The sequence below is a fragment of the Zemynaea arenosa genome, assembly GCF_004614185.1.
GTDB lineage: Bacteria > Pseudomonadota > Gammaproteobacteria > Burkholderiales > Burkholderiaceae_D > Telluria > Telluria arenosa.
The window spans coordinates 1-24,654 of record NZ_SPVF01000225.1; the positions used below are offsets into that span (position 1 = coordinate 1).

Genomic DNA, 24,654 nt, shown 5'->3' on the forward strand with positions numbered 1-24,654 from the left:
GGGCAGGGGCCGGGGCGGGCGCGCCGCCGCCGAGGGCCTGCGTCATCACCTGGCCGAAGCCCGCGCCTGCGGCAAGGCCCGCGCCAAGTCCAGCGAGGCCGCCTTCGTTCTGCGCGGCCAGCGGGATGCTGCTCGCGACCTGGAACTTGGTGTAGCCCGCCATCTTGTCCGCAGACAGGCCGCCCTTCATGCCCGCCGAGATGCGCTCGTCCAGCGCGGCCTGCAGTTCTTCCGGCAGGCTGACCGACTGCACGTTGAATTCATCGAGCCCGATGCCGTAGCGGCCGAAGTTGGCGGCCAGGTCGCCTTTGACCTGCTGCGCCATCAGCGCCTGGTTGGCTGCCATGTCGAGGAACGGAATCTGCGAGGCGCCCAGCGAATTGGCCATGGTCGCCATCAGGATGCCGCGCAGCTGGTCCTCGACCTGCTCGCGGGTGTAGATCTCGCGCGTGCCGCTGATCTCCGTGAAGAAGGCGCGCGGATCGGCGATGCGGTACGAGTACATGCCAAAGGCGCGTACCCGGATCATGTCGAAGTCCTTGTCGCGGAAGGTCACCGGCTGAGGCGTGCCCCATTTGCGGCCGGTCTGCACGCGGGTGCTGAAGAAGTACACGTCCGACTTGAAGGGGGAGGCGAACAGCTTGTCCCAGTTGCGCAGGTTGGTCAGTACCGGGAGCGTCTGGGTGGTCAGGCGATGGGTGCCGGGACCGAAGACGTCCGCGATCTGGCCCTCGTTGACGAACACCGCGACCTGCGACTCGCGCACGTTGAGGATGGCGCCATTCTGGATTTCGAAGTCCTGCATCGGGTAGCGCCAGGCCAGCACGCCTTCCTGGTCCTCGTTCCACTGGAGGACGTCGATAAACTGCTTCTTGATGAATGATCCGAGCGACATGGTGACCTCCTAGGAATCCGTGGGAATTACGAGATGCAGCCGGCGTTGATCACGCCGATGGACAGCGAAATGGAGCCGAGCAGGCCGCCGAAGGCCGCGTTGTCGGCTTCGATCTGGTCGCGCGCCATGCGCAGCAAACTGGTGGCGACGGCGTAGACGACCACCTGCACTACCATCGCGCCCGCGGCCCAGGCCAGGAATTCGCGGTAGTCCGCGGTGTGCATCAGGGCCGAGGCCAGCGTCAACGAAAAACCGATCAATGCTCCCCCGAGCGACAGGGCCGCGGCGCGGTTGCCCTGCCGGATCAGCGTGACTTCGTCCGCCGGCGTGACCTTCGTGTAGATGATGAAGAAGACCAGCACCAGGACGGTCGCTAACGACAGGTGGAGCAGATAGTTTAGGATGGCGGGCACATCGACCTCCGGTCACAGGGGAATCGGCTGACGAATCTTAGAACAAAAGCTTCAAGAATGACAAAAAAAATACTCATCCTGTCAGTGTTCGTGGTCGCCTCGTGTGGCCTGGCGTATGAATTGATCGCGGGAGCGCTTTCCAGCTACCTGCTCGGGGACTCGATCCTGCAATTCTCCACCATCATCGGCTGCTACCTGTTTGCGATGGGCGTGGGGGCCCATTTTTCCAAGTACGTGCACGACGACGATGTGCTGGCGCGCTTCATCGACATCGAGCTGGCGGTCGGCCTGATCGGCGGGCTGTCGGCGGCGCTGCTGTTCCTGTCCTTTTCCTGGATGACGGCGCCGTTCCGCGCGCTGCTTTATGTGCTGGTCTTCCTGATCGGCGCGCTGGTGGGCATGGAGGTGCCGCTGGTGATGCGGGCGCTGAACGCGCGCCAGACGGCCTTCAATGAGCTGGTGAGCCGCGTGCTGACCTTCGATTATCTGGGTGCTCTGGCGGTCTCCGTGCTGTTCCCGCTGGTGCTGGCGCCTTACCTCGGGCTGGTGCGCACCGGCTTTCTGTTCGGGATGCTGAATGTGGGCGTCGCCTTCTGGACCATGTCCGCCTTCCGCCATGAACTCGCTAACATGGGCGGGCGGGCGATGCGCGCGGGGGCGGTGCTGTTCGTGCTGGTGACCGGCTTCGCGGCATCCGACCGCATGGTGCAGTGGGGCGAGCATGGCCTGTTCGGGGACGACATCGTGTTCTCGACCTCGACCCCGTACCAGCGGCTGGTGATCACGCGCTGGAAGGACGACCTGCGCCTCTACATCAACGGCAACCTGCAGTTCTCCTCGCGCGACGAGTACCGCTATCACGAAGCGCTGGTGCATCCGGCGCTCCAAACGCTCCCGTGGGCCAGGCGCGTGCTGGTGATGGGCGGCGGCGACGGACTGGCCCTGCGCGAGATCCTGCGCTATCCGAACATCGAGCATGTGACGCTGGTGGACCTGGACCCGGCCATGACCGGCGCCTTCACCCACCGCGCGGAACTCGCTGCGCTGAACCACCACTCGTTCTCGGACAAGCGGGTCACCGTCATTAACGCCGACGCGGCGATCTGGCTGCAGAAGTCCACGGACATGTTCGACGCGGCCATTATCGACTTCCCCGACCCCTCCAGCTTCGCGCTCGGGAAGCTGTATTCGGTGCCGTTCTATGGCCTGGTGAAGAAGCACGTGGCTGCGAACGGACTGGTGGTGGTGCAGTCCACGTCCCCGTTCTTTGCGCCGCACGCTTACTGGACCATCGACTCCACGCTCAAGGAAGTGGGGATGAAGACCTTCCCTTACCACGCCTACGTGCCCTCGTTCGGCGAATGGGGCTTTGTGCTAGCCTCTCCGCAGGCGCAGTTCACACCGCCGACGGCCTACCGGCTGCCGATGCGCTTCCTGAATGCGGAGACCACGCGCGAGATGTTTATCTTCCCGCCCGATATGCAGCCGCGCGCGATGGCGCCGAACCGGCTCAACACCCAGTCGCTGGTGAACGAATTCGAACGCGATTGGCGCGAGGTGATCCGCTGATGGACCGGCGTTCGTTCCTCGCGCTTACGGGGCTGGCTGCGGCCGGTGGCATCGGTGGCGCGGCCGTGTTCCAGGGCTGGGAGGAAATCGGCGCCAGCGTGCATTACCCGGGCCGGGCGGAGGGTCACTACCTGCGGGACCGGAAGCCACTGCCGCCGCCGTCCACCGTCATCGAGACCGACATCGCCATTCTCGGCTCGGGCATCGCCGGGCTCACGGCGGCCTGGAAGCTGAAGCGGGAAGGGCATACGCGCGCGCTGATGATCGATGGGCCGCAGCCGTGGGGGAACGCGGCGGGCGGCCAATTCGGCGAGCTTGAGTTCCCGACCGGCGCGCACTATCTGCCGCTGCCGTCGCCGGAGTCGGTGCACGTCCGCGAGATCCTGGCCGACCTCGGAATCATCCAGAAGGACCCCTTCGGCGAACGCCCGTACTACGACGAGCGCTTCATCCTGCATGGGCCGGAGGAGCGGCTGCTGTTCAATGGCCAGTGGCAGGACGGCTTTGTTCCGGTGGAGGGTGTGCCGCATGAGGAACTCGCGCAGCACAAGCGCTTCTTCGCCGAGGTGGAGCGGCTACGGGCGCTCAAGGGCAGCGACGGCAAGCGTATCTTCGTATTTCCGACGGTGGAGTCGTCGATGGACGCGGAGTGGCGCGCGCTGGACCGCATCACCTTGAAGCAGTGGCTGGAGCAGAACGGCTACACCTCGCCCACGCTGCACTGGTACCTGAACTACTGCTGCCGGGACGACTACGGCACCCGCTACGACAAGGTCTCCGCCTGGGCGGGCCTGCACTACTACTGCAGCCGCTGGGGCAAGGCTGCCAATTCGGGCGACGGCGCCTGGCTGACGTGGCCGGGCGGGCTGCAACCGCTGGCGCGCATGATGTCAGAGGCCGCAGGCATCGAGCGCAAGGCCGGCACCGTGGTCTCGGTGAAGCACACCCCAAGCGGGATCGAAGCGCTCTGCTTCGCGTTGGACGAGAAGGGTGCGGCGACGACGTATCTGGTCCGCGCCCGCAAGGCCATCTGCGCGATGCCGCTGTACGTGGCCGCGCGCGTGGTCGAGAATATCAAGGACCTCGGTTTCGACCCCAGGCTGCACCCCCCTGCTTACGCGCCCTGGATGGTCGCCAACTTCCTGATGAAGCGCTTCCCGCGCGAGCTGCCGGGCGGCCCGCTGGCCTGGGACAATGTGGTCTACTCGGAGCCGGGCCTCGGCTACGTGGTCTCCACCCACCAGGACATCCGCGTGGCGCCGCCCGAGAAGACGGTATTCAGTTCTTATGTGGCGCTCTCGGACCGCACGCCGGACGAGGCGCGCAAATGGCTGATGAAGGCCACGGCCGAAGAGCTGGTCGACCTGGCCAGCGCCGACCTGAAGACCGCGTATGGCTGGCGCTTCGCCACCTGTGTGGAGCGCTGCGACATCACCCTGCGCGGGCATGCGATGGCCGCGCCGCTGCCCGGCTTCCTCGCCAACGCGGGCGCCCGCGCGCTGCGCGAAGTGGATGGCCCGATCCTGTTCGCCCATGCCGACCTGTCCGGCTTCTCGGTATTCGAAGAAGCCGCGTGGTGGGGCTACCGCGCCGCCCAACTCGCCCTGAAAGCTTGACCGACGATTGACAGAGCGCGCCGGACCTGCAACCATACGGCCCATGATGAAAACCGCATCCTCTTCGATCCGACTGATTTGGTGGCGCCGCTGACAGCGCGCGGCCTTTGATTGAACGAGATGTCCAAACGCCGCCTCACTCAGGTGGCGTTTTTGTTTGCGCGGCAGGAGTGGGGCACAGAACAGAGAACGGAGCCCTGATGTCCCAGCCCACGAACGAGACCACACCGCAGAATCAAATCATCCTCACCGGCGATCGCCCGACCGGCCCCCTGCACCTCGGCCACTTCGTCGGCAGCCTGCGCAACCGCGTGGCCTACCAGCACGAATACAAGCAGTTCATCATGCTGGCCGACGCCCAGGCGCTGACCGACAACATGGACGACATCACCAAGGTCCATCGCAATGTGGTGGAGGTGGCTCTGGACTATCTCGCGGTCGGCATCGACCCGACGATTTCCACGATCCTGATCCAGTCGCAGATTCCTGAACTGGCCGAGCTGACTTTCTACTACCTGAACCTCGTCACCGTGGCGCGCCTGGAGCGCAACCCCACGGTGAAGGCGGAGATCGTCCAGCGCGGCTTCGAGCGCGACATCCCGGCGGGCTTCCTGACCTATCCGGCCAGCCAGGCGGCGGACATCACGGCCTTCAAGGCGGCCATCGTCCCCGTGGGTGACGACCAGATCCCGATGATCGAGCAGACCAACGAGATCGTCCGCAAGTTCAACCGCATTGCGAACCGCGAGATCCTGGTGGAAGCCAAGGCCGTGGTGCCGGAAGTGGGCCGTTTGCCCGGCATCGATGGCCGCGCCAAGATGAGCAAGTCGCTGGGCAACACCATCAACCTGGGCGCCAGCGCCGATGAAATCCGCGCAGCGGTCAAGATGGTCTACACCGACCCGCTGCACCTGCGCGTGGACGACCCGGGCCACCTGGAGGGGAATGTGGCCTTCATCTACCTCGACGCCTTCGACCCGGACAAGGAGAAGCTGGCCGAGATGAAGGCGCATTATGTGCGCGGCGGCCTCGGTGACAGCGTGGTCAAGAAGCGCCTGGAGGCCGTGCTGCAGGAGCTGCTGGCACCGATCCGCGCCCGCCGCGAAGAGTACGCGCAGGACAAGGGCCAGGTGCTGCAGATGCTGAAGGAAGGTACTGCCAAGGCGCGCGAAGTGGCTGCCCGCACCACGGACGAAGTACGCGCCGCCCTCGGCCTCACGTACTTTTAATCCTGTGCGTATTGTGTGACGGCGCTGCTGGTATCGGCGCCGTGCACTGGCGCAGTCCCTTGACAGCGCGGCTCCCCCCTGTGGCAGACTCCCGCTACCTCAATCACCGAGAAACGGAGCACTGCCATGAGCAAGGGTCTACGCCTGTCCGAACGCTGGTTTCAACGCGGCCTGTGGTTGGTGGCGCTGGTGTTCGCGGCCTTCCTGATTGGCCTGGGTGGGAAGGTGGTCGACAACCTGCACTATGTCGAGAAGCCCATCACCGCGGAGCAGTTCATCGACCCGGTGCAGGGACCGCAGGTGCAGGCCGCGCTGAGCGCCGCCGAGAAGAAACTCAAGGACGCCAACGACGCGCTGGAACAGGCGCAGCTCGCGGCCAACGTCGCCTCCAATAACTACCGCACCGCACGCGAGACCTTCGACAACTGGCTGCGCACGCGCCAGGTCACCGCGCGTCCCGAGCAGGATCCGGAACTCATCGCCCGCAACCGCGAGCTCGATACGCTGAAGGCCGCCGAGCGCAAGGCTCAGGGCGAAGTCGAAGCGCAGCAGCAGAACCAGCTCGATGCAAGCCAGGCGCATGACCGCGCGCAGGCGCAGTGGAACGCGCTGAACGAACCCGCCATCGAGGCCGCGGCCAAGGCCGCGCGCGCGGCGGAACTGCGCGTCTTCCTGTATCGGCTGATGCTCACGCTGCCCCTGCTGGCGGTGGCTGCGTGGCTGTTCGTGAAGAAGCGCCGCAGCATTTACTGGCCGTTCGTGTGGGGCTTCATTTTCTTTGCGGGGTTTGCGTTCTTCGTGGAGCTGGTGCCCTACCTGCCGAGCTACGGAGGGTACGTGCGCTACACGGTGGGAATCGTGCTCACGGTGGTGATCGGGCGCTACGTGATCCTCGCCTTGCAGCGCTACCTCGCGCGCCAGAAGGCGGCCGAGGCGATGCCGGAGGAAGCGCGCCGTGAAACGCTCAGTTACGACACCGCCCTGGCGCGGCTGGCCAAGTCGGTGTGTCCGGGCTGCGAGCGCCAGGTGGACTTGAAGGATCCGGCGCTCGACTTCTGCCCGCATTGCGGCATCGGCCTGTTCGACCGCTGCGGCCACTGCACCACGCGCAAGGGCGCCTTCGCACGCTACTGCTTCGCATGCGGGACGCCCGCGCAACACGTGGGACCGGTCAGTCCTTGAGGTCGGACGGGACCTTGCCGCCGTTAGCGGCGATCTTGTTCATCACCTGGCGGTGCAGCCAGACGTTCATCTTGGCCGAATCGTTCATGTCGCCGGCGTAGTTCAGCTCATTGGCCAGCTCCTTGCGAGACTGCAGGCTGCTGTCCAGGTCCAGCAGCTTGAGCAGGTCGACGATGGAGGTGCGCCAGTTGAGCGGCTGGCCGGCGCTCTTCGCCTTCTCGTCCAGCATGGCCTCGACGTCCACCTGCTGCATCGTTTGCGGCTGGGCGGCGGGTTGTGCGGCGGGCTGCTGCGGAGCGGCCTGGCCTTGCGGCGCGGCGTACTGCTGCCCCTGCGGCGCGGATTGCTGCATGCCCTGTGCGGACTGCACCGATGGCTGCGCGGTCTGCTGCTGCGCGGCGGGGTGCGAGCCGGGGAAAATCTTGTGGAAGATATTACTGAGGATGCCCATATCGTCTCCTTGGTCGTGATCGGTTAGTGGCGCTGCTGCATGTTCTGCGCGATGTGGCCCAGAGCCACCGCCAGCGCGGCCGCGCCGAGGCCCTTCACCAGGGTCGGGTGCTGCGAATAGAAGTCACCCATGCGATCGACCACGCTCGGGTTCTGTTGTTCCGCGTGCTGGGCGATTTGCTGCACTTGCTGCGGATCGATCTGCGCCGCCTGTTCCGGGGTGATCTGCGGTGCCTGCTGCGCATTGTTGTGCCCTTGCAGGACATTGCCGAGCAGGCCGCCCGCGACGGACATCACGTTCGGGCCAAGGGCGCCGAGCAGCTGGTTCAGCATGCCGGCGCGCTGGCCGGGATTGCTGTTGGCGAACAGGTTGGACACCATGTCCGGGAACGGCGGGGTCGCGTCCGAGCGCAGGGCCTGGGTCACGCCCGTGGCCAGGGTCTGCTGGTCCGCTTCCGGTACGATGCGCTCGAAATCGTTCTCGGCCTGCTGCTGGCTCACGTTCTGCTGGCCACCGCCGAGATATTGCTGGAGTAGTCCTCCGAGGTCGAAACTCATTTTTGCCTCCAATTCGGTCTGCTTGATCGTGGTTGGACAGGGTAGGCGCCAGGCGTTCACGCATCTGTTCGACACCTCACCGTGAAGGGCAATCGGTTAAGCTGCTGGCTTTTGGAAATGTCCGGAAAGCATGTGAAAGAGGTGGCGGGGATTGCGCTGGCGTATGGAGTGATGAGTGTGCTCTGCTTCATCGTGTACGCGTTCGACAAGCAGGCGGCCCAGCGCAAGGGCGCGCGCCGCACGCCGGAGCGCACCTTGCTGCTGCTGGGCTTCCTGTGCGGCTGGCCCGGCGCGGTCCTGGCCCAGCACTGGCTGCGCCACAAGTCGGCCAAGCTGGCGTTCCTGTGGAAGCACTGGCTGACGGCGCTCGCCAACCTGGCCTGCCTGGCGGGAGGCGCCTGGCTGGTCAGCGGCCCGCACTGAGGCTATCATCCCGCCTGTCTTGACGAGGAGGGGATCGACCATGTGGCCATACCCGAGGATCGTGGCGCACCGCGGCGGCGGCAAGCTGGCGCCGGAGAACACGCTGGCGGGCTTTCGCACCGGCCTGGCGCGCGGCTTTCGCGCAGTCGAGTTCGACGTGATGCTGGCGCGCGACGGCGTGCCGGTGGTGATGCACGATCCTTTCCTCGGCCGCACCGTCAACGGCAGGGGCAATGTGTACGACTACGACGCCGCCGAGCTCACGCGCATGGACGCGGGCAGCTGGTTCGGTGCGGACTTCACGCAGGAGACGGTGCCGCTGTACACCGAGGTCGTCGCCTTCTGCAAGGCCAATGGCATCTGGATGAACGTGGAGCTCAAGCCCGCGCCGGGCTATGAGGCCGAGACGGGCCGGGTGGTGGGTGAGCTGACGCGTGCCCTGTTCGGCCCCGAGATCGCACAGGACGATGTGCGCCTGCTGCCGCTGTTTTCCTCCTTCCAGCCGGCCGCGCTGGAAACGGCTCGCGAGGCGGCGCCGGACATTCCGCACGGGCTGCTGCTGAAGGAGACCATTCCGGACTGGGAAACGCTGGCCCGCTCGCTGGGCGCCGCTGCGATCCACCACAACCACGTGACGCTGGACCCGGCCACCGCCGCCGCCATCAAGCAGGCCGGGTTCGGCCTGTTCTGCTACACCGTGAATGAACCCCAACGCGCCCGTGAGCTCCTGGCCTGGGGCGTGGACGGTTTCTGCACCGACCGGCTGGACCTCATCGGCCCGGACTTTGCCTGAGGCTTCCCTCGGCGAATTTGCCCACAGGATCGGCTATAATCGACGATCCAATAAAGCACGCTGCCCTTTCTCGCCCAACGAACATGAAATCTGCTGAAATCCGCGAAAAGTTCCTGAAATTCTTCGAATCCAAGGGCCACACGATCGTCCGCTCCAGCCCCCTGGTGCCGGGCAACGACCCGACGATGCTGCTGACGAACAGCGGCATGGTGCAGTTCAAGGACGTGTTCCTGGGCCTGGACACGCGTCCGTACTCGCGCGCGACTTCGGTGCAGCGCTGCGTGCGCGCGGGCGGCAAGCACAATGACCTGGAAAACGTCGGCTACACGGCGCGCCACCACACCTTCTTCGAGATGCTGGGGAACTTCAGCTTCGGCGACTACTTCAAGCGCGATGCGATCGCGTATGCGTGGGAGCTGCTGACCAAGGTGTACGGCCTGCCCGCCGAGAAGCTGACCGTCACCGTCTACCAGGAAGACGACGAAGCCTACGACATCTGGGCCAATGAAATCGGCGTGCCGAAAGAGCGCATCATCCGCATCGGCGACAACAAGGGGGCGCGCTACGCGTCCGACAATTTCTGGCAGATGGCCGATACCGGGCCATGCGGCCCGTGCACCGAGGTGTTCTACGACCACGGCGCGGACATCTGGGGCGGCCCTCCGGGGTCGGCCGAGGAAGACGGCGACCGCTTCATCGAAATCTGGAACCTGGTGTTCATGCAGTTCAACCGCGACGAAGCGGGCAACATGACCCGCCTGCCGAAGCCCTGCGTGGACACCGGCATGGGCATCGAGCGCCTGGCCGCGGTGCTGCAGCACGTGCACTCGAACTACGAGATCGACCTGTTCCAGAACCTGATCAGCGCCGCCGCGCGCGAGACCGGCGCCACCGACCTGGAATCGAAGTCGCTGCGCGTGATTGCGGACCACATCCGTGCCGCCGCCTTCCTGATCGTGGATGGCGTGATTCCGAGTTCGGAAGGCCACGGCTACGTCCTGCGCCGCATCATCCGCCGCGCGCTGCGCCACGGCCACAAGCTGGGCCAGGCCAAACCGTTCTTCTACAAGCTGGTAGAAGACCTGGACAAGGAAATGGGCGCCGCCTACCCCGAGCTGACCGAGGCGAAGGCGCGCGTGGCCGAAGTGCTGCGTGCCGAGGAAGAGCGCTTTGGCGAGACGCTGGAAAACGGCATGAAGATCCTGGAGGCGCAGCTGGCCAAGGATCCGAAGAACCTCGATGGCGCCACCGCCTTCACGCTGTACGACACCTACGGCTTCCCGCGCGACTTGACCGCCGACATCTGCCGCGAGCGTGGCGTGACCTTCGATGAAGCAGGCTTCGATGCGGCGATGGAGCAGCAGAAGAAAACCGCGCGCGCCGCGGGCAAGTTCAAAATGGCCGCCAAGGTGGAATACACCGGCGAGAAGACCCGCTTCGTGGGCTACGAGTCGCTGCACCATGATTCGAAAGTCATCGCGCTGTACGCCGACGGCGTCTCGGTGCAGGAACTGAAAGCCGGGCAGGATGGCATCGTGGTGCTCGACATCACGCCGTTCTACGCGGAGTCGGGCGGCCAGGTGGGCGATACGGGCGTGATCAAGTCGCCGGGCGCCACTTTCCAGGTCGAGGACACGCTGAAGATCCAGGCCGACGTGTTCGGCCACCACGGCGTACTGGCTTCCGGTTCGCTGAAGGTGGGCGATGCGGTCGACGCGCAAGTGGACACCGCGCACCGCGCCCGCACCATCCGCAACCACTCGGCGACGCACCTGATGCACAAGGCGCTGCGCGAAGTGCTGGGTTCCCACGTGGCGCAGAAAGGCTCGCTGGTCGATCCGGACAAGACCCGCTTCGACTTCAGCCACAACGCGCCGCTGACGGCGGAGCAGATCGCGCAGGTCGAGGCCATCGTCAACCGCGAGATCCTCGAGAACCACGCGACCCAGGCGAAGCTGATGGGCTTCGACGACGCGGTCAAGAGCGGCGCGATGGCGCTGTTCGGCGAGAAGTATGGCGATGAAGTGCGCGTGCTGAATATCGGTTCGTCGGTGGAGCTGTGCGGCGGTACGCACGTCAGCCGCACGGGCGACATTGGCCTCTTCAAGATCATCGGCGAAGGCGGCGTGGCCGCGGGCATCCGCCGCGTGGAAGCCGTCACCGGCGAGAACGCGCTGCAGATGGTGCAGACCCTGAACCGCAAGCTGCAGGAAGCCGCCGCCGTGCTGAAGACCAGCCCGGACGAACTGACCTCGCGCATCGCGCAGGTGCAGGACCATGTGAAGGCGCTGGAGAAGGAAGTGGCGGCGCTCAAGTCCAAGCTGGCTGCAGGGCAGGGCGACGAGCTGGTGACCAAGGCGGTGGACGTCAACGGCATCAAGGTGCTGGCGGCGACGCTGGAAGGCGCCGACGTGGCCCGCCTGCGCGAGACCATGGACAAGCTGAAGGACAAGCTGAAGACGGCGGCCATCGTGCTGGCGTCGGTCAGCGATGGCAAGGTGTCCCTGATCGCGGGCGTCACGCCGGATGCGACCTCCAAGGTCAAGGCCGGTGAGCTGGTGAACTTCGTCGCGCAGCAGGTGGGCGGCAAGGGTGGTGGCCGTCCCGACATGGCACAAGCCGGCGGTACCAATCCGGAGGCGCTGGCGCAGGCGCTGGCCGGCGTGACCGAGTGGGTCAGCCAGCGCGCTTAAACTTTCCGCTTCGTTACGAAGGGACGTACCCCGACGCCGGGGTCCGTCCCTTTGTCGTTTACAGGCAGCCTTCGATCCAGTGGGCGGGATCTTGCGGCCAGCGTAGAAATGCTTGACGCGGCCACCCGCGGTCTCAAATTTCTTGAGGGAGTGGCGTGGCATAGCGTGACGTGAGCGGCCGACGTAGCGGCCGCGCTGCGTTAGGCGAATCTTAACCGGTGCCGTTGCGGCCGACGAACCCGGAACTTTGCCGGCTCCGCCCGCGAATACAGGCTCCATCCCTCATTGGAGACATCCTTGAAAACCCTTGCCCTGCTCGCCGCCCTGGCCCTTCCCATCCTCGCCCAAGCTGCCGACTACAGCGGCACCTGGTCCCTCGACAAAGCGAAGAGCGCCAACCTGCCGCCGTACTACGCCCAGGTGCAAAGCCACACGCTCACCAACACGCAGGACGCGCAGACGCTGAAGGTCGCCATCGCCATCCAGCGCGAAGGTGCGGCGCCAGACAGCGTGACCTTCGACTACCGCCTGGACGGCACGCCCACTCAGGGCCGCGCCATGGTCCGCACCCCTCAGGGCATGCAGGAAGTCCCGACCACCATGGTCACGCGCATGGATGCCGGCGGCCAGGTCCACATCGCCGTCACCCGCGAAACCCCGGGTGCGGCACCGGTCACCAGCACCGAGGACTGGTCCCTAAGCGCGGACGGCCAGACCCTCACCGTGCACCTCGTGCGCGGCCCGCAAGCGTCGGACCTCGTCTTCCGCCGCCTCTGATTCTCGTTGTGGTCTTGCAACAATACTTGCAAGGTTTTGGTGCGGTGCGTCAAACTTCACGATTTGGAGTAGACTGCGTAGCAAACGCGCGGCGTTGCGCGTGGTACTACGTAGCCTTGCAGGTGAGTGATGAGCACCCTAGTCGAAACCAATACCATGGAATTCCAACGTGAACTGGATGCACGCGGACTGAACTGTCCGTTACCCATCCTGAAAGCCAAAAAAGCACTCGCCGAGATGCAGTCGGGCGAAGTGCTGAAGATCGTCGCCACCGACTCCGGTTCGGTGCGCGACTTCCAGGCCTTCGCCAAACAGACGGGCAACGCCCTGCTGCACCATTCCCAGAATGGCCTCGAGTTCACCTTTTTGATGCGCCGCAAATAAGCGGTCCCGCCTCCTTTGCTCCGCCTCTGATGAAGCGCCGTCTGATTAGACGCTTCGTTCTAACAAAAAAACGCACGATCGTGCTTAAATTCCGTCGGTAAGTGGTTTTTCTCTTATAATCTAGGCCACTTTAGATCCGTCCAATTATTCGCTTTCGTTATCAAAATCCATTAAAAAGGCAGACCTATGAAAGTCCTGGTACCCGTCAAGCGCGTGGTTGACTACAACGTCAAGGTACGCGTCAAGTCCGACGGCAGCGGCGTCGATATCGCCAACGTCAAGATGTCGATGAACCCGTTCGACGAGATCGCTCTGGAAGAGGCGATGCGCCTGAAGGAAGCCGGCAAGGTCACCGAAGTGGTGGCAGTCTCGGTGGGCGTGGCCCAGTGCCAGGAAACGCTGCGCACCGGCATGGCCATCGGTGCCGACCGCGGCATCCTGGTTGAGACCTCGGTTGAAACCGAGCCGCTGGCCGTGGCCAAGGTGCTCAAGGCGCTGGCCGACAAGGAGCAGCCGCAGCTGATCATCCTGGGCAAGCAGGCCATCGACGACGACTCCAACCAGACCGGCCAGATGCTGGCTGCGCTGCTCGGCTGGCCGCAGGCGACCTTCGCCTCCAAGGTCGTGCTGGAAGAGGGCAAGGTCACCGTGACCCGCGAAGTGGACGGCGGCCTGGAAACCCTGGCCCTGCAACTGCCGGCCATCGTCACTACCGACCTGCGCCTGAACGAGCCGCGCTACGTCACCCTGCCGAACATCATGAAGGCGAAGAAGAAGCCGCTGGAGACCGTCAAGCCGGAAGACCTGGGCGTCGACGTGACCCCGCGCCTGAAGACCCTGAAAGTCTCCGAGCCGCCGAAGCGCTCCGCGGGCATCAAGGTGCCGGACGTCGCCACCCTGGTCGCCAAGCTGAAGACCGAAGCCAAAGTTATCTAATTCAGAGAGTCAGCCCATCATGACCGCACTCGTTATTGCAGAACACGACAACGCTTCGCTCAAGGCAAGCACCCTGAACACCGTGACCGCGGCCGCCCAGTGTGGCGGCGACGTCCACGTGCTGATCGCCGGCTCCAACGCCGGCGCCGCGGCCGACGCGGCCAAGCAGATCGCTGGTGTCTCCAAAGTCATCGTCGCCGACGCGCCGTACTTCGCCGAAGGCCTGGCCGAGAACGTGGCCGAGCAGGTGCTCGCCATCGCCGGTTCGTACTCCCACATCCTGGCTCCCGCCACCGCCTACGGCAAAAACATCCTGCCGCGCGTGGCCGCCAAGCTGGACGTGGCCCAAATCTCCGAGATCACCAAGGTCGATGCACCGGACACCTTCGAGCGCCCGATCTACGCGGGTAACGCGATCGCCGTGGTGCAGTCGTCGGACAAGGTGAAAGTCATCACCGTGCGCACCACCGGCTTCGACGCCGCTGCCGCCACCGGTGGCTCGGCCGCCGTGGAGAACGTGGCTGCTGCCGCCGACGTGGGCAAGTCCGCGTTCGTGGGCCGCGAAGTGGCCAAGTCGGACCGCCCGGAACTGACCGGCGCCAAGATCATCGTCTCCGGTGGCCGCGGCATGGGCTCGGCCGACAACTTCAAGATCCTGGAGCCGCTGGCCGACAAGCTGGGCGCCGCCATGGGTGCTTCGCGCGCCGCGGTGGACGCCGGCTTCGTGCCGAACGACTGGCAGGTCGGCCAGACCGGCAAGATCGTCGCGCCGCAGCTGTACATCGCGGTCGGCATCTCGGGCGCGATCCAGCACCTGGCCGGCATGAAGGACTCGAAGACCATCGTGGCCATCAACAAGGACCCGGAAGCGCCGATCTTCTCGGTGGCGGACTACGGCCTGGTCGGCGACCTGTTCGAGGTCGTGCCGGAGCTGATCAAGGCCCTCTAAGTCACATTGCATAATCCCCTCGACGTTCCCGCGCAGGCCCCGGTCTCCGCGGGAACGTCGCCATTCGGAGACATCAAATGAGCTACCAGGCACCAATCAAGGACATGCTGTTCGTGCTGAACGAACTTGCCGACCTGTCCACCATCAACCAGCTCCCGGGCTGCGAAGACGCGACCGCGGACACTGTCGAAGCGGTCCTCGAAGAGAACGCGAAATTCTGCGGCGAGGTCGTGGCCCCGCTGAATCATCCTTCCGACAAGGAGCCGAGCTTCTGGACCGACGGCCAGGTCACCACCTCGAAGGGATTCAAGGAGGCCTTCAAGGGCTTCGCCGAAGCGGGCTGGCAGGGCGTGCAGCACCCGGCGGATTTCGGCGGCCAGGGCCTGCCGAAACTGGTGCACACGCCGTGCACCGAGATGCTCAATTCGGCCAGCCTGTCGTTCGCGCTGGTCGCGCTGCTGACCGATGGCGCCATTGAGGCGCTGCTGACGGCGGGTTCGGACGAGCAGAAGGCCACCTATCTGGAGCCGCTCATCACCGGCAAGTGGACCGGCACCATGAACCTCACCGAGCCGCAAGCCGGTTCCGACCTGGCGGCCGTGCGTACGCGCGCGGTGCCGAATGGCGATGGCACCTACAAGATCTTCGGCACCAAGATCTTCATCACGTACGGCGAGCATGACATGGCCGAGAACATCATCCACCTGGTGCTGGCGCGCACGCCGGATGCGCCGCCGGGGGTGAAGGGCATCTCGCTGTTCATCGTGCCCAAGTTCCTGGTCAATGCGGATGGTTCGCTGGGCGCGCGCAACGATGCGCACTGCGTCTCCATTGAGCACAAGCTGGGCATCAAGGCCTCGCCGACGGCAGTGCTGCAGTTTGGGGACCATGGCGGTGCGATCGGCACGCTGGTGGGCGAAGAGAACCGCGGCCTGGAATACATGTTCATCATGATGAATGCGGCGCGCTTTGGCGTGGGCATGCAGGGCATTGGCCTGGCGGAGCGCGCGTACCAGCAGGCGGTGGCCTATGCCAAGGACCGCGTGCAGTCGAAGGACCTCGCCGGTTCCGCCGGGCCGGTCGCAATCATTAACCATCCGGACGTGCGCCGCATGCTGATGTCGATGCGCTCCCAGACCGAGGCGGCGCGCGCGCTGGCCTACGTGGGCGCGGGCATCAGTGATATCGCGCACAGCCATCCGGATGCGGAGGTGCGCAAGCAGAACCTGGCCGTGTACGAATACCTGGTCCCGATCATCAAGGGGTGGTCGACCGAGATGAGCGAGAACGTGGCGCGGGACGGCGTGCAGGTCCACGGCGGCATGGGCTTCATCGAGGAGACCGGCGCGGCACAGCACTACCGCGATGCCAAGATCCTGCCGATCTACGAAGGCACCACGGCCATCCAGGCGAACGACCTGGTGGGCCGCAAGACGGTGCGCGATGGCGGCGCAGTGGCCAAGGCGCTCATCGCACAGGTGCGCGCGACCGAGGCGCAGCTGGCGGATGCGCAGGGCGCGGACTTCGCGGCCATCCGCACGCAGCTGGTGGCCGGTTCGGCGGCGCTGGAGGCGGTGGTCGACTTCGTGGTGGCGAATACCAAGAGCGACATCAAGGCGGTGTTCGCGGGGTCTGTGCTGTACCTGCGCTTGGCCGGCATCGTGCTGGGTGGCTGGCAGATGGCGCGTGCGGCGCTCATCGCGCAGCAGAAGCTCAATGCGGGCGAGGGCGATGCGGGCTTCTACAAGGCCAAGATCGCCACCGCGCGCTTCTTCGCGGACCACGTCCTGTCGCAAGCCGGTTCGCTGCGCACGGCCATCGTGGACGGCTACGCGGGCGTGCTGGCGCTGGACAACGAGCAGTTCTGACGATGTCCTCCGACGTTCCGGACGACGCCAACGGCGATGTGCTGCGCGAGATGGCGGCACAGGGAGACGATCTCACGGTAGCCCGCGAGATCGACTTCTCGGTGATCCTGCCCAGTGAAGAGCAGGCTCTGGCCTTCGCTATGCACTTGCTGAAGAACGGGCAGAAGGTGTCGTTCGCGCCCACGGAAGGCAGCGACGAGCTGCCTTTCCAGGTGCAGGCGCACCCGGTGATGCTGCCGACCCACGACAACATCACCGACTACGAAGCGCTGCTGGAACAGGAAGCGGCCCCCTTCGGCGGCCGCAATGATGGCTGGGGGTGCATGGCGCAGTAGCGCGCCATCCCCGAGCGGCGCGTATCAGTGCGCGTCGCGCTCGATGCTGCCGCCGTGGCGGCGCACGCGGTCGCCCTTGAGGAAGGCGGGCTTGCTGTCGAAGGTGTAGACGGCGGTCTTGTCGTTGTCGTACTTGACGTGGACCTGCCACACGGTCTTCGTGTTCATCCGTTCCTGCACCTTCTTGCCTGCATAGGCGCCGCCGATGGCGCCGGCGATGGTGGCCACGTCGCGGCCGGTGCCGCTGCCGACCTGGTTGCCGATCAGCGCTCCGGCCACGCCGCCCGCCAGCATGCCCTTGGCATTGCCTTCGCCTTTTACTTCTGCGGTGGTGACGCCGGTGACGCGGCCGCAGTCCTGGCAGACCTTGGCCTGCTTGTTGTGGCCGGGTGCGGAGGCCGGGTTGGCCTGCGCGCCGGTGACGGTGAAGAGGAGGGCGGCGAGTGCGCCCGCGAGCTGGGATTTCATAAAGGCTCCAGGGAGAGGTTCAAACAGATTCGGATACTCCCTGGAGTATATGCCACCGCTGGTCAGCCCAGGAAGGGCGTGTAGTCGATGCCGTTGCCGATCAGCGTGGCCACCGCCTTCATGTTCTCCGGGCTCTCGCTGAAGGAGGTGAGCACGTCGGCGCGCGCGGCACCGATGGAGAGCACGTGGTTCCAGTACTGGACGCCTTCGGCATCGCCATTCCGGTGCAGCACATTGTGGTACAGCGCATCCACGAACTGCGCGTCGGTCGGGTTGGCGCCGTACAGCTTCTTGAATTCGCCGCCTTCGATGAAGCCCTGGGCCACGTCGTGCAGGCTGGAGCCGGTGTCGAGCTTCATGATCCAGTAGCCCAGCCCTTCCAGGTCCGGGGTGCGGTCGAACACGGCCTGGTACAGGCGGTAGGCCTGGCCCGCGGTGCCGGTGAGGTCCAGCGCCACGCCCGTGCCATCGGCGAACTTGATGCGCTCGACGTTGGCCAGGGTGTCAATGACGCCGCCCGTGGTGACGGTGTAGCCGGTGCCGCTGGCCTTGACGGTGGCTTGGCCGCGCGCGGCCGCGACGACCATGGTGTCCAGGCCCGCGCCGCCATCGACTGTGTCCGCGCCTTTGCCGCCGTGGATCGTCTCGTTGGCCGCGTTGCCGGCGACCTTGCCGCCGCTGTCGCCGAAGCGGTAGACGTGGCTGGCGTCGATCTGCGCCGGGAAGCTGTTGAGCAGCACGCTGAAACCGCTGTAGGTCGCTTCCACCAGGTCGATCTTGCCGTCGCTGTTGACGTCCGCCGCCAGCAGGTGCTGGTTGGGTGCACCCTCCCAGCCGAGCGTGAACTTGCCGGTGCCGTCGTTCATGTACACACCCGAGGTGGCGGCGTTCGAGCCGTCCACCACGAGATCCTGATCGCCATCGCCGTCCACGTCCGTGGGCACGGCGGAGTAGATCCACGCCATCTCCTTTTGCGGCGCGAGGCTTTGCGGCAGGCGGGCCTGGGTCTCATCGTGGAAGTGGCCGTTGCCGTCGTTGACCAGGAACTGGATGTAGGGCGTGTGATAGAACTCGTCGCGCGCGCCATCGTTGGTCACGCACAGCACCAGGTCGGGCAGGTTGTCTCCGTTCAGGTTGATGGTGTTGATGCCGACCACCGTGTCCTGCGCCATGCCGGTGCGCGGCAGGTCGACCGGCGTGCTGTTGGCAAAGCTGCCGTGGCCGTCGTTGAGCAGCACCTGCGTGGGCTTGCTGTTCGGGCCCCAGGTGCCCAGGACGATGTCATCCCAGCCATCGCCGTTCAAGTCCTGCAGCAGCGACCAGGTATTGCCCGGGTCGTATTTCTGCTGGTGGTAGGCCGCGGGCAGCAGCGACTGGTTGGGCTGGAAGTGGCCGGTGCCGTCATTGATCAGCAGCTGGTTGGCGTTGCCGGTGGTCTCGTGCAGGGCATTGACCAGGATGTCCAGGTAGCCATCGTGATTGACGTCGCCGATCGAGGTGCCGTGGTTCTGCTTGAGGCCCTGGGGCAGGGTCGCGGTGGCGTTTTCCAGCTGGCCGGTGGCCTTGTTGGACAGCCACAGGCCGTTCTGGCCGCCGGGGAAAGGCTCGGTGTCCAGCCCGAAGTCCGGCGTGAAAATGTCGGTGATGCCGTCCTTGTTGAAGTCCGCGGCGAAGATGCGCGGCACGTAATTGACGTAAGGGATGCCGCCTTTGAACAGCGTCGCGGTCTGGTCGGTGAAATGGCCCTGGCCGTCGCCCACCAGGACCTGCAGCGGCACCTTGGTGGCGCCGACGTCGCCGCGCGTGCGCGTGACCAGGACGTCGAGCTTGCCGTCGCCGTTGAAGTCACCCGCGCGCAGCTGGTTGACGTTGCCCATCTCGGCGCCCGGCACCGTGCCCAGCTGGCGCAGGAAGCCCTTGCTGTCGTCGAACATGTCGCGCGAGTACAGGATGTTGTCGGACTGCGGGCCGGTGAAGTTGATCGACTGGATGCCGGTCAGCGTCACCACGCCCTGGTCGCCCGCCGCGGTGTGTTTGGTGAGGGTGAACGTGTCGGTGGCGATGTCGTACTTGATGCCGACTTCGCTCGACTTCATGTTGTAGAAGTTGACGCTGTCGGTGCCGCCGCCGCCGACCACCTTGTCCGAGCCCCAGCTGAGCCAGAAGGTCTCATTGGCGCTGCTGCCGGTGATTTCGTCGTCGTGGCTGGAGTCCATGACGGTGCGCACGTTGACCAGCTTGTCGGTGCCGCCGAAACCGTCCTGGGCGACGCCGGTGGCCAGGTTGACTTTGACACCGGTGGGCGAGGTCCAATAGGCGGCCCCGGCCCAGGCGGTGAGCGCGGTGAGCGTGTCGTTGCCTTCCTCGCCGATCATGTTGGCGCCGGTGGCGGTGATGGTGTCGTTGCCTTTGCCGCCGTACAGGTTTTCGCCGGCCTGCACGCCGAGCTTGTCCTGGTCGAGAATGTCCGCCCCTGCGGTGCCGTGATAGTCGGCCATGTCGGTTCCTTTTTGTTGTGAACCGACATTAAATAGTTCTTGCTAGTAACAGTCAACGGCTTTCAACGTTGCTGTTACGTTCACGCGTCAGTTCCGGCCTCAGCCGTAGGCGCCGCCCGTGTACAGCAGGTCGAACAGGCGCGACAGGGTGGCGATGACGGTGGTGGCGCCCACCGCCAGGGTCAGCACCAGCAGCAGGGCCAACGGCCAGGACGAATCGGACTGGCGAGCGGAGCCGGCGTTGTATGCGGCATCGAACTTCTCGTCCGATGTGAGTCCAATGACCAGGGTCTCAAGGAAGGCGGCGATCCCCGAGATGAGCAGCGGCAGCAGCTTGTAGAACGGATCCACGTGCGGCGCCAGGCCGAGGATGAGCCCGCACACGGGCACGCTCATCAGGTGCAGCAGGCCAAGCCGGTCGACCGGCGAGCGCAGGTAGAAGCGGTGGGCGCCGAGGCTGCCGAGGAAGAGGCCGAGGAAGGTGGCGAGAGTCTTGTTGCGGTGGCGGGGCATAGGGGCTGTCATTGCTCGAAAAACACGAGTATCCGCGAAAACCCGCCGTCTTGCACCTGCCTGATAACTGGGCGATAATGCGCGTTTTCCTCCGGCCCGCGCGCTCACGAGAACAATGCTTGCTGCTGTGCGGCATTGCGCGCTATAATAGTCGGCTTTTTCCGCCCAGCTAACTTTTTGGATTTAATTATGGTCGTTATTCGTCTGGCACGTGGTGGCGCTAAAAAGCGCCCGTTCTTCAACATCGTTGCAACCGACTCGCGCAACCGCCGCGACGGCCGTTTCATCGAGCGCATCGGCTTCTACAACCCGATGGCCGCTGACGGCGCAGCCGATGGCCTGCGTATCGCCGCCGACCGCCTGGCACACTGGGAATCCGTGGGCGCGCAGCTGTCGCCGACTGTGGCTCGCCTGGTTGCACAGAGCAAGAAAGCCGCTGCCTAATCCGGCTTGACGGTTTGACCGAGCAGGCTTTGTCCGAAGCGCCGCACGACCTGGTCCAGGTCGGATTCATTGCCGGCGCCTTCGGCGTGGTGGGCGGGCTGCGTGTGCGGCCGTTCTCCGACGAGGCCGAAGCCCTGCTCAAGGTGAAGGCGTGGTGGCTCGATAAGCCCACGCTGCAGCCGGTGACGGTGCGCAGCGCCAAGTATCACAGCGGCGAAGTCGTCGTGATGCTCGCCGGTCTCACCGACCGCGACGTGGCCGAAGCGCTCAAGGGCGCGGCCGTGTTCGTGTCGCGCAGCGACTTTCCGAAGCTGCCCGAAAACGAGTTCTACTGGGCCGACCTGATCGGCCTGGACGTGGTCAACCTGCAGGGCGAAGCGCTCGGCAAGGTGACCGACATGATGCACAACGGTGCGCAGTCCATCCTGCGGATCACGCCGGTGGAAGAGGGCGCGAGCGAGCGCCTGATCCCGTTTGTGGATGCGCTGGTGAAGACCGTGGATCTGCAGGCCCGGACCGTGACGGTGGACTGGGGCCTCGACTTCTGAGGTCCGAAGCATGCATTTCGATGTCGTGAGTTTGTTCCCCGAGATGTTCGGGGCGCTGACGCAGTCGGGCGTGACCCGCCGCGCCATCGAGCAGCAGCGCTGGCATTTGCATCTCTGGAATCCGCGCGATTTCACGAGCAATAACTACCGCACCGTGGATGACCGCCCGTATGGCGGCGGCCCCGGGATGGTGATGCTGGCCCAGCCGCTGGAACAGGCGATCGGGGCGGCGAAAGACCGGCAGGTTCAGTTGGGCTTGCCTTCGCCCCGCGTGGTGTACATGTCCCCGCAGGGCAGGCCGCTGACGCACGAGCGGGTCATGCAGCTGAAGGACGAGCCAGGCCTGGTGCTGCTGTGCGGGCGCTACGAGGCGGTGGACCAGCGCTTGCTGGACCGCTGCGTCGACGAGGAAATCAGCCTCGGCGACTTCGTGCTGTCCGGCGGCGAACTGCCGGCGATGGCGCTGATGGATGCGGTGGTGCGGCAACTGCCGGGCGTGCTGGGCGACGATGCCTCGGCGGTCGAGGACAGCTTCGTGAACGGGCTGCTCGATGCCCCGCACTACACGCGTCCGGAAGTGTATGAAGGGGTGAGCGTGCCCCCCGTCCTGCTGGGCGGCCATCACGCCGAGATTCAGAAGTGGCGCCGCCAGCGCATGCTGGAGGCGACCGCGCAGAAGCGTCCCGATCTGCTGGAGAAAGCGCGCGCCGCGGGCTTGCTCAGCAAGAAGGACGAACAGTTTCTGGCCAGCCTGCAAGGGTGAGCCGAAAAGAGCAGTACCTTGCCGCACTCGTTTGGGTGCGTGTTTAACCCCATCCTCTACCGGGCCTTTTGGAAACGCGAGCGCCGGCAAGATGGTTTTTGGAGTATAAAAATGGATCTGATTCAGCAACTCGAGCAAGAAGAGATTGCCCGCCTGGGTAAATCGATTCCCGACTTTGCACCTGGCGACACCGTGGTCGTGAACGTCAACGTGGTCGAGGGCAACCGCAAGCGCGCCCAGGCTTACGAAGGCGTCGTGATCGCCCGCCGCAACCGTGGCCTGAACTCGAACTTCATCGTTCGCAAGATCTCGTCCGGCGAAGGCGTGGAGCGTACGTTCCAGCTGTATTCCCCGCTGATCGCTTCGATCGAAGTGAAGCGTCGCGGTGATGTCCGTCGCGCCAAGCTGTACTACCTGCGCGAGCGTTCGGGCAAGTCGGCACGCATCAAGGAAAAGCTGCCTACCCGCAAGACCGCGGCTGCTGCCCAGTAATCTGGCACTGCGATCTGTGTGGAAAGGGGCGCCCGCTGGGTGCCCCTTTTTTGTTGCGGCGCCTGGTTTGTCGGAGGAGTGAGGAGTGGTGTGGCCAAACTGAAGTTCGATCCCCAGCAGCTGGCCGTGGATGCCATCGCCGGCGAGCCGCCGGTCCCGGCGGAACGCCTGCACGCGGCCTGGCTGCGCGCGCGCTTCGCCAATCCCCCGCGCTGGCAGCACGAGAAGCCGGACGAGGCCGTGCTGTCCACCCGCCCGCAGCCGACCCCGGCCGCGGTGCTGGTCCCGCTCATCGAGCGCGCCGATGGCTTGCACGTGCTGCTGACCCTGCGCACCGACCACCTGACCGACCACGCCGGGCAGATCAGTTTTCCGGGCGGCCGCGCGGAGGACTACGACGACGGCGCCATCGACACCGCGCTGCGCGAGACGGAAGAGGAGATCGGTTTGCACCGCCGCTACATCGAGGTGCTGGGCGTGCTGCCGGACTACCTGACCGGCACCGGCTACCGCGTCACGCCGGTAGTGGGCCTGGTGCTGCCGCCGTTCGAACTGAATCCGGACGCCAACGAGGTGGCCGAGATCTTCGAAGTCCCGCTGGCCTTCCTGATGGATGGCGCCAACCACCAGCGCCTGTACTTCGACCTGCCGGAAGGCGGGCGCCGCAGCTTCTACGCCATGCCGTTCCAGCGCTACTTCGTGTGGGGCGCGACGGCGGGCATGCTGCGCAACCTGTTCCATTTCCTGCGCGCCTGAAGGCGATTCCGCCTGCCGCCATTCTAAAAGGGCAATAAGTTTGCTATCGTAGCGGCCATTGGATTTCCACGGCTTCAACAAGGACCTTGCATGACCTTTCTGTCGATTCTCTGCGCGCTGCTGATTGAACAACTCAAGCCCCTGCGCGCGGACAACGCGATCTATGCCTGGATCAAGAAGCTGGCCATGCAAATGGAGGGCTGGTTCAACGCCGGCCACCAGGAGCATGGGCGCATGGCCTGGTTCGCGCTGGTGGGCGGACTGATGCTGCCGGTGGGGCTGATCTACTGGGTCCTGCGCCGCTACGATCTGGTTCTGGCGGCATTTGCGTGGAACGTGCTGATCGTCTATTTGACACTCGGCTTCCGCCACTACAGCCACTACTTCACCTCCATCCAGATCGCCCTGAACGCCGGCGACGACCATACCGCGCGCACCCTGCTGGCCGAATGGACCAAGATGGACACCGTTGGCATGGATTCGGGCGAGATCGCGCGCGTGGCCGTCGAAAAGTCGCTGGTCACCACGCACCGCAACGTGTTCGGCGTGTTCTTCTGGTTCCTGATGCCGCTGGGCCCGGCCTGCGCCGTGATGTACCGCGTGGCCGAATACCTGGCGCGGGCCTGGAACGAGCCCGAGCATATGCGCAACGAAGCGTTCGGTGTGTTCGCGGCGCGCGCCTTCTACTGGATCGACTGGATTCCGGTGCGGCTGACGGCGGTGGCCTTTGCCGTGGTCGGCAACTTCGAGGACGCGGTCTACGCCTGGCGCAACTTTGCGCACCGCTGGGCCAACGAGGCGGTCGGCATCATCCTGACCGCGGGCGGCGGGGCCATGGGCGTGCGCCTGGGCACCCCGAACGAGAACGCCGCGCGCGTGCTGCCGGCGGACGCCGCCACGGTCGACCTGTCCGACGCCGAGGCGGAAGTGCTGCCCGGCGAGGAGCCGAATGTGCGCGCACTGCAAAGCACGGTCGGCCTGGTCTGGCGCGCTTTGTTATTATGGATGATGCTGCTCCTGCTGCTGTCGGGCGCCGTGTGGTTTGGCGGCTGATGAGCTAACAGACAACAAAGGCGGCCAAGTTGCCGCCTTCTGTTTTTAT

Annotated in this window: 26 protein-coding genes; 19 read left to right on the forward strand and 7 right to left on the reverse strand. The window is 65.2% G+C overall.

The window, feature by feature from the left end; genetic code table 11:
* Both E4L96_RS17540 and E4L96_RS17545 read right to left on the reverse strand, forming a co-directional pair.
* Nucleotides 1–895, reverse strand: an 895-nt coding sequence (locus tag E4L96_RS17540) for an SPFH domain-containing protein (protein WP_135208507.1), incomplete at its 3' end; no start/stop codon positions are given.
* 26 nt (nt 896–921) lie between these two features.
* Entirely contained in the window at nt 922–1,308 is a 387-nt protein-coding gene (locus E4L96_RS17545) for a DUF350 domain-containing protein (RefSeq protein ID WP_135208508.1), read from the reverse strand.
* A 57-nt stretch (nt 1,309–1,365) separates the two neighbouring features.
* Here E4L96_RS17545 and E4L96_RS17550 point away from each other — a divergent pair, with 57 nt between their 5' ends.
* The 4 genes from E4L96_RS17550 (at nt 1,366) to E4L96_RS17565 (ending at nt 6,904) form a co-directional block, all read left to right on the forward strand.
* Entirely contained in the window at nt 1,366–2,877 is a 1,512-nt protein-coding gene (locus tag E4L96_RS17550) for a polyamine aminopropyltransferase (protein ID WP_135208509.1), read from the forward strand.
* A complete protein-coding gene (locus E4L96_RS17555) occupies nt 2,877–4,493 on the forward strand; it encodes an NAD(P)-binding protein (RefSeq protein ID WP_135208510.1) in 1,617 nt (538 codons plus the stop codon). The genes E4L96_RS17550 and E4L96_RS17555 overlap by 1 nt, the downstream gene beginning before the upstream one ends.
* 200 nt (nt 4,494–4,693) lie before the next feature.
* Nucleotides 4,694–5,722, forward strand: coding sequence for a tryptophan--tRNA ligase (gene trpS, locus E4L96_RS17560; RefSeq protein ID WP_135208511.1), 1,029 nt, complete (start codon nt 4,694–4,696; stop codon nt 5,720–5,722).
* A gap of 126 nt (nt 5,723–5,848) precedes the next feature.
* Nucleotides 5,849–6,904: a zinc ribbon domain-containing protein gene (locus E4L96_RS17565; protein ID WP_135208512.1), complete on the forward strand. Its 1,056-nt coding sequence runs from the start codon at nt 5,849–5,851 to the stop codon at nt 6,902–6,904.
* On the opposite strand, the gene E4L96_RS17570 is transcribed toward E4L96_RS17565, so the two are convergent.
* A complete protein-coding gene (locus E4L96_RS17570; RefSeq protein WP_135208513.1) occupies nt 6,894–7,355 on the reverse strand; it encodes a DUF3597 domain-containing protein in 462 nt (153 codons plus the stop codon). The genes E4L96_RS17565 and E4L96_RS17570 overlap by 11 nt on opposite strands.
* A 23-nt stretch (nt 7,356–7,378) precedes the next feature.
* Entirely contained in the window at nt 7,379–7,912 is a 534-nt protein-coding gene (locus tag E4L96_RS17575; RefSeq protein WP_135208514.1) for a hypothetical protein, read from the reverse strand.
* A gap of 117 nt (nt 7,913–8,029) precedes the next feature.
* Here E4L96_RS17575 and E4L96_RS17580 point away from each other — a divergent pair, with 117 nt between their 5' ends.
* From E4L96_RS17580 to E4L96_RS17620, 9 genes are all read left to right on the forward strand, one after another.
* Nucleotides 8,030–8,335 carry a DUF1294 domain-containing protein gene (locus E4L96_RS17580; protein ID WP_135208515.1) on the forward strand — a complete coding sequence of 102 codons (306 nt, stop codon included), beginning with the start codon at nt 8,030–8,032 and terminating at the stop codon, nt 8,333–8,335.
* A gap of 40 nt (nt 8,336–8,375) precedes the next feature.
* Nucleotides 8,376–9,128 carry a glycerophosphodiester phosphodiesterase gene (gene ugpQ / locus E4L96_RS17585; protein ID WP_135208516.1) on the forward strand — a complete coding sequence of 251 codons (753 nt, stop codon included), beginning with the start codon at nt 8,376–8,378 and terminating at the stop codon, nt 9,126–9,128.
* Nucleotides 9,129–9,211: 83 nt separating this feature from the next.
* Nucleotides 9,212–11,821, forward strand: coding sequence for an alanine--tRNA ligase (gene alaS / locus E4L96_RS17590; RefSeq protein WP_135208517.1), 2,610 nt, complete (start codon nt 9,212–9,214; stop codon nt 11,819–11,821).
* A gap of 297 nt (nt 11,822–12,118) precedes the next feature.
* Nucleotides 12,119–12,598 carry a hypothetical protein gene (locus E4L96_RS17595; protein ID WP_135208518.1) on the forward strand — a complete coding sequence of 160 codons (480 nt, stop codon included), beginning with the start codon at nt 12,119–12,121 and terminating at the stop codon, nt 12,596–12,598.
* A gap of 156 nt (nt 12,599–12,754) precedes the next feature.
* Entirely contained in the window at nt 12,755–12,982 is a 228-nt protein-coding gene (locus E4L96_RS17600) for a sulfurtransferase TusA family protein (protein WP_135208550.1), read from the forward strand.
* A gap of 186 nt (nt 12,983–13,168) precedes the next feature.
* Nucleotides 13,169–13,918 (forward strand): electron transfer flavoprotein subunit beta/FixA family protein, encoded by a 750-nt coding sequence (locus E4L96_RS17605; protein WP_135208519.1) that lies wholly within the window; start codon nt 13,169–13,171, stop codon nt 13,916–13,918.
* Between the two features lie 19 nt (nt 13,919–13,937).
* Nucleotides 13,938–14,867, forward strand: a complete 930-nt coding sequence (locus E4L96_RS17610; RefSeq protein WP_135208520.1) for an electron transfer flavoprotein subunit alpha/FixB family protein — start codon at nt 13,938–13,940, stop codon at nt 14,865–14,867.
* 77 nt (nt 14,868–14,944) lie between these two features.
* Entirely contained in the window at nt 14,945–16,735 is a 1,791-nt protein-coding gene (locus E4L96_RS17615; protein WP_135208521.1) for an acyl-CoA dehydrogenase, read from the forward strand.
* 2 nt (nt 16,736–16,737) lie between these two features.
* Nucleotides 16,738–17,070, forward strand: coding sequence for a ribonuclease E inhibitor RraB (locus tag E4L96_RS17620; protein WP_135208522.1), 333 nt, complete (start codon nt 16,738–16,740; stop codon nt 17,068–17,070).
* A gap of 24 nt (nt 17,071–17,094) precedes the next feature.
* Here the strand turns inward: E4L96_RS17620 and E4L96_RS17625 are convergent, their stop codons facing one another.
* The 3 genes from E4L96_RS17625 to E4L96_RS17635 all read right to left on the reverse strand — a co-directional run bounded on the left by E4L96_RS17625 (nt 17,095) and on the right by E4L96_RS17635 (nt 20,549).
* Entirely contained in the window at nt 17,095–17,538 is a 444-nt protein-coding gene (locus E4L96_RS17625) for an outer membrane lipoprotein (protein WP_135208523.1), read from the reverse strand.
* A gap of 62 nt (nt 17,539–17,600) precedes the next feature.
* Nucleotides 17,601–20,036 (reverse strand): FG-GAP-like repeat-containing protein, encoded by a 2,436-nt coding sequence (locus tag E4L96_RS17630; protein ID WP_135208524.1) that lies wholly within the window; start codon nt 20,034–20,036, stop codon nt 17,601–17,603.
* A gap of 99 nt (nt 20,037–20,135) precedes the next feature.
* Nucleotides 20,136–20,549, reverse strand: a complete 414-nt coding sequence (locus tag E4L96_RS17635) for a TM2 domain-containing protein (protein WP_229414587.1) — start codon at nt 20,547–20,549, stop codon at nt 20,136–20,138.
* A 189-nt stretch (nt 20,550–20,738) separates the two neighbouring features.
* On the opposite strand from E4L96_RS17635, the gene rpsP reads away from it, so the two are divergent.
* From rpsP to E4L96_RS17665, 6 genes are all read left to right on the forward strand, one after another.
* On the forward strand, nt 20,739–20,993 hold the full coding sequence (gene rpsP / locus E4L96_RS17640) for a 30S ribosomal protein S16 (RefSeq protein WP_135208526.1): 255 nt from the start codon (nt 20,739–20,741) through the stop codon (nt 20,991–20,993).
* A gap of 14 nt (nt 20,994–21,007) precedes the next feature.
* Nucleotides 21,008–21,541 carry a ribosome maturation factor RimM gene (gene rimM / locus E4L96_RS17645; protein ID WP_135208527.1) on the forward strand — a complete coding sequence of 178 codons (534 nt, stop codon included), beginning with the start codon at nt 21,008–21,010 and terminating at the stop codon, nt 21,539–21,541.
* Between the two features lie 10 nt (nt 21,542–21,551).
* On the forward strand, nt 21,552–22,304 hold the full coding sequence (trmD, locus tag E4L96_RS17650; protein WP_135208528.1) for a tRNA (guanosine(37)-N1)-methyltransferase TrmD: 753 nt from the start codon (nt 21,552–21,554) through the stop codon (nt 22,302–22,304).
* 111 nt (nt 22,305–22,415) lie between these two features.
* Nucleotides 22,416–22,796 (forward strand): 50S ribosomal protein L19, encoded by a 381-nt coding sequence (gene rplS / locus E4L96_RS17655; protein WP_135208529.1) that lies wholly within the window; start codon nt 22,416–22,418, stop codon nt 22,794–22,796.
* Nucleotides 22,797–22,886: 90 nt separating this feature from the next.
* Nucleotides 22,887–23,552, forward strand: a complete 666-nt coding sequence (locus E4L96_RS17660) for a CoA pyrophosphatase (protein WP_135208530.1) — start codon at nt 22,887–22,889, stop codon at nt 23,550–23,552.
* Nucleotides 23,553–23,642: 90 nt separating this feature from the next.
* Nucleotides 23,643–24,605, forward strand: coding sequence for a CobD/CbiB family protein (locus E4L96_RS17665; protein WP_135208531.1), 963 nt, complete (start codon nt 23,643–23,645; stop codon nt 24,603–24,605).
* Nucleotides 24,606–24,654 lie beyond the last annotated feature (49 nt).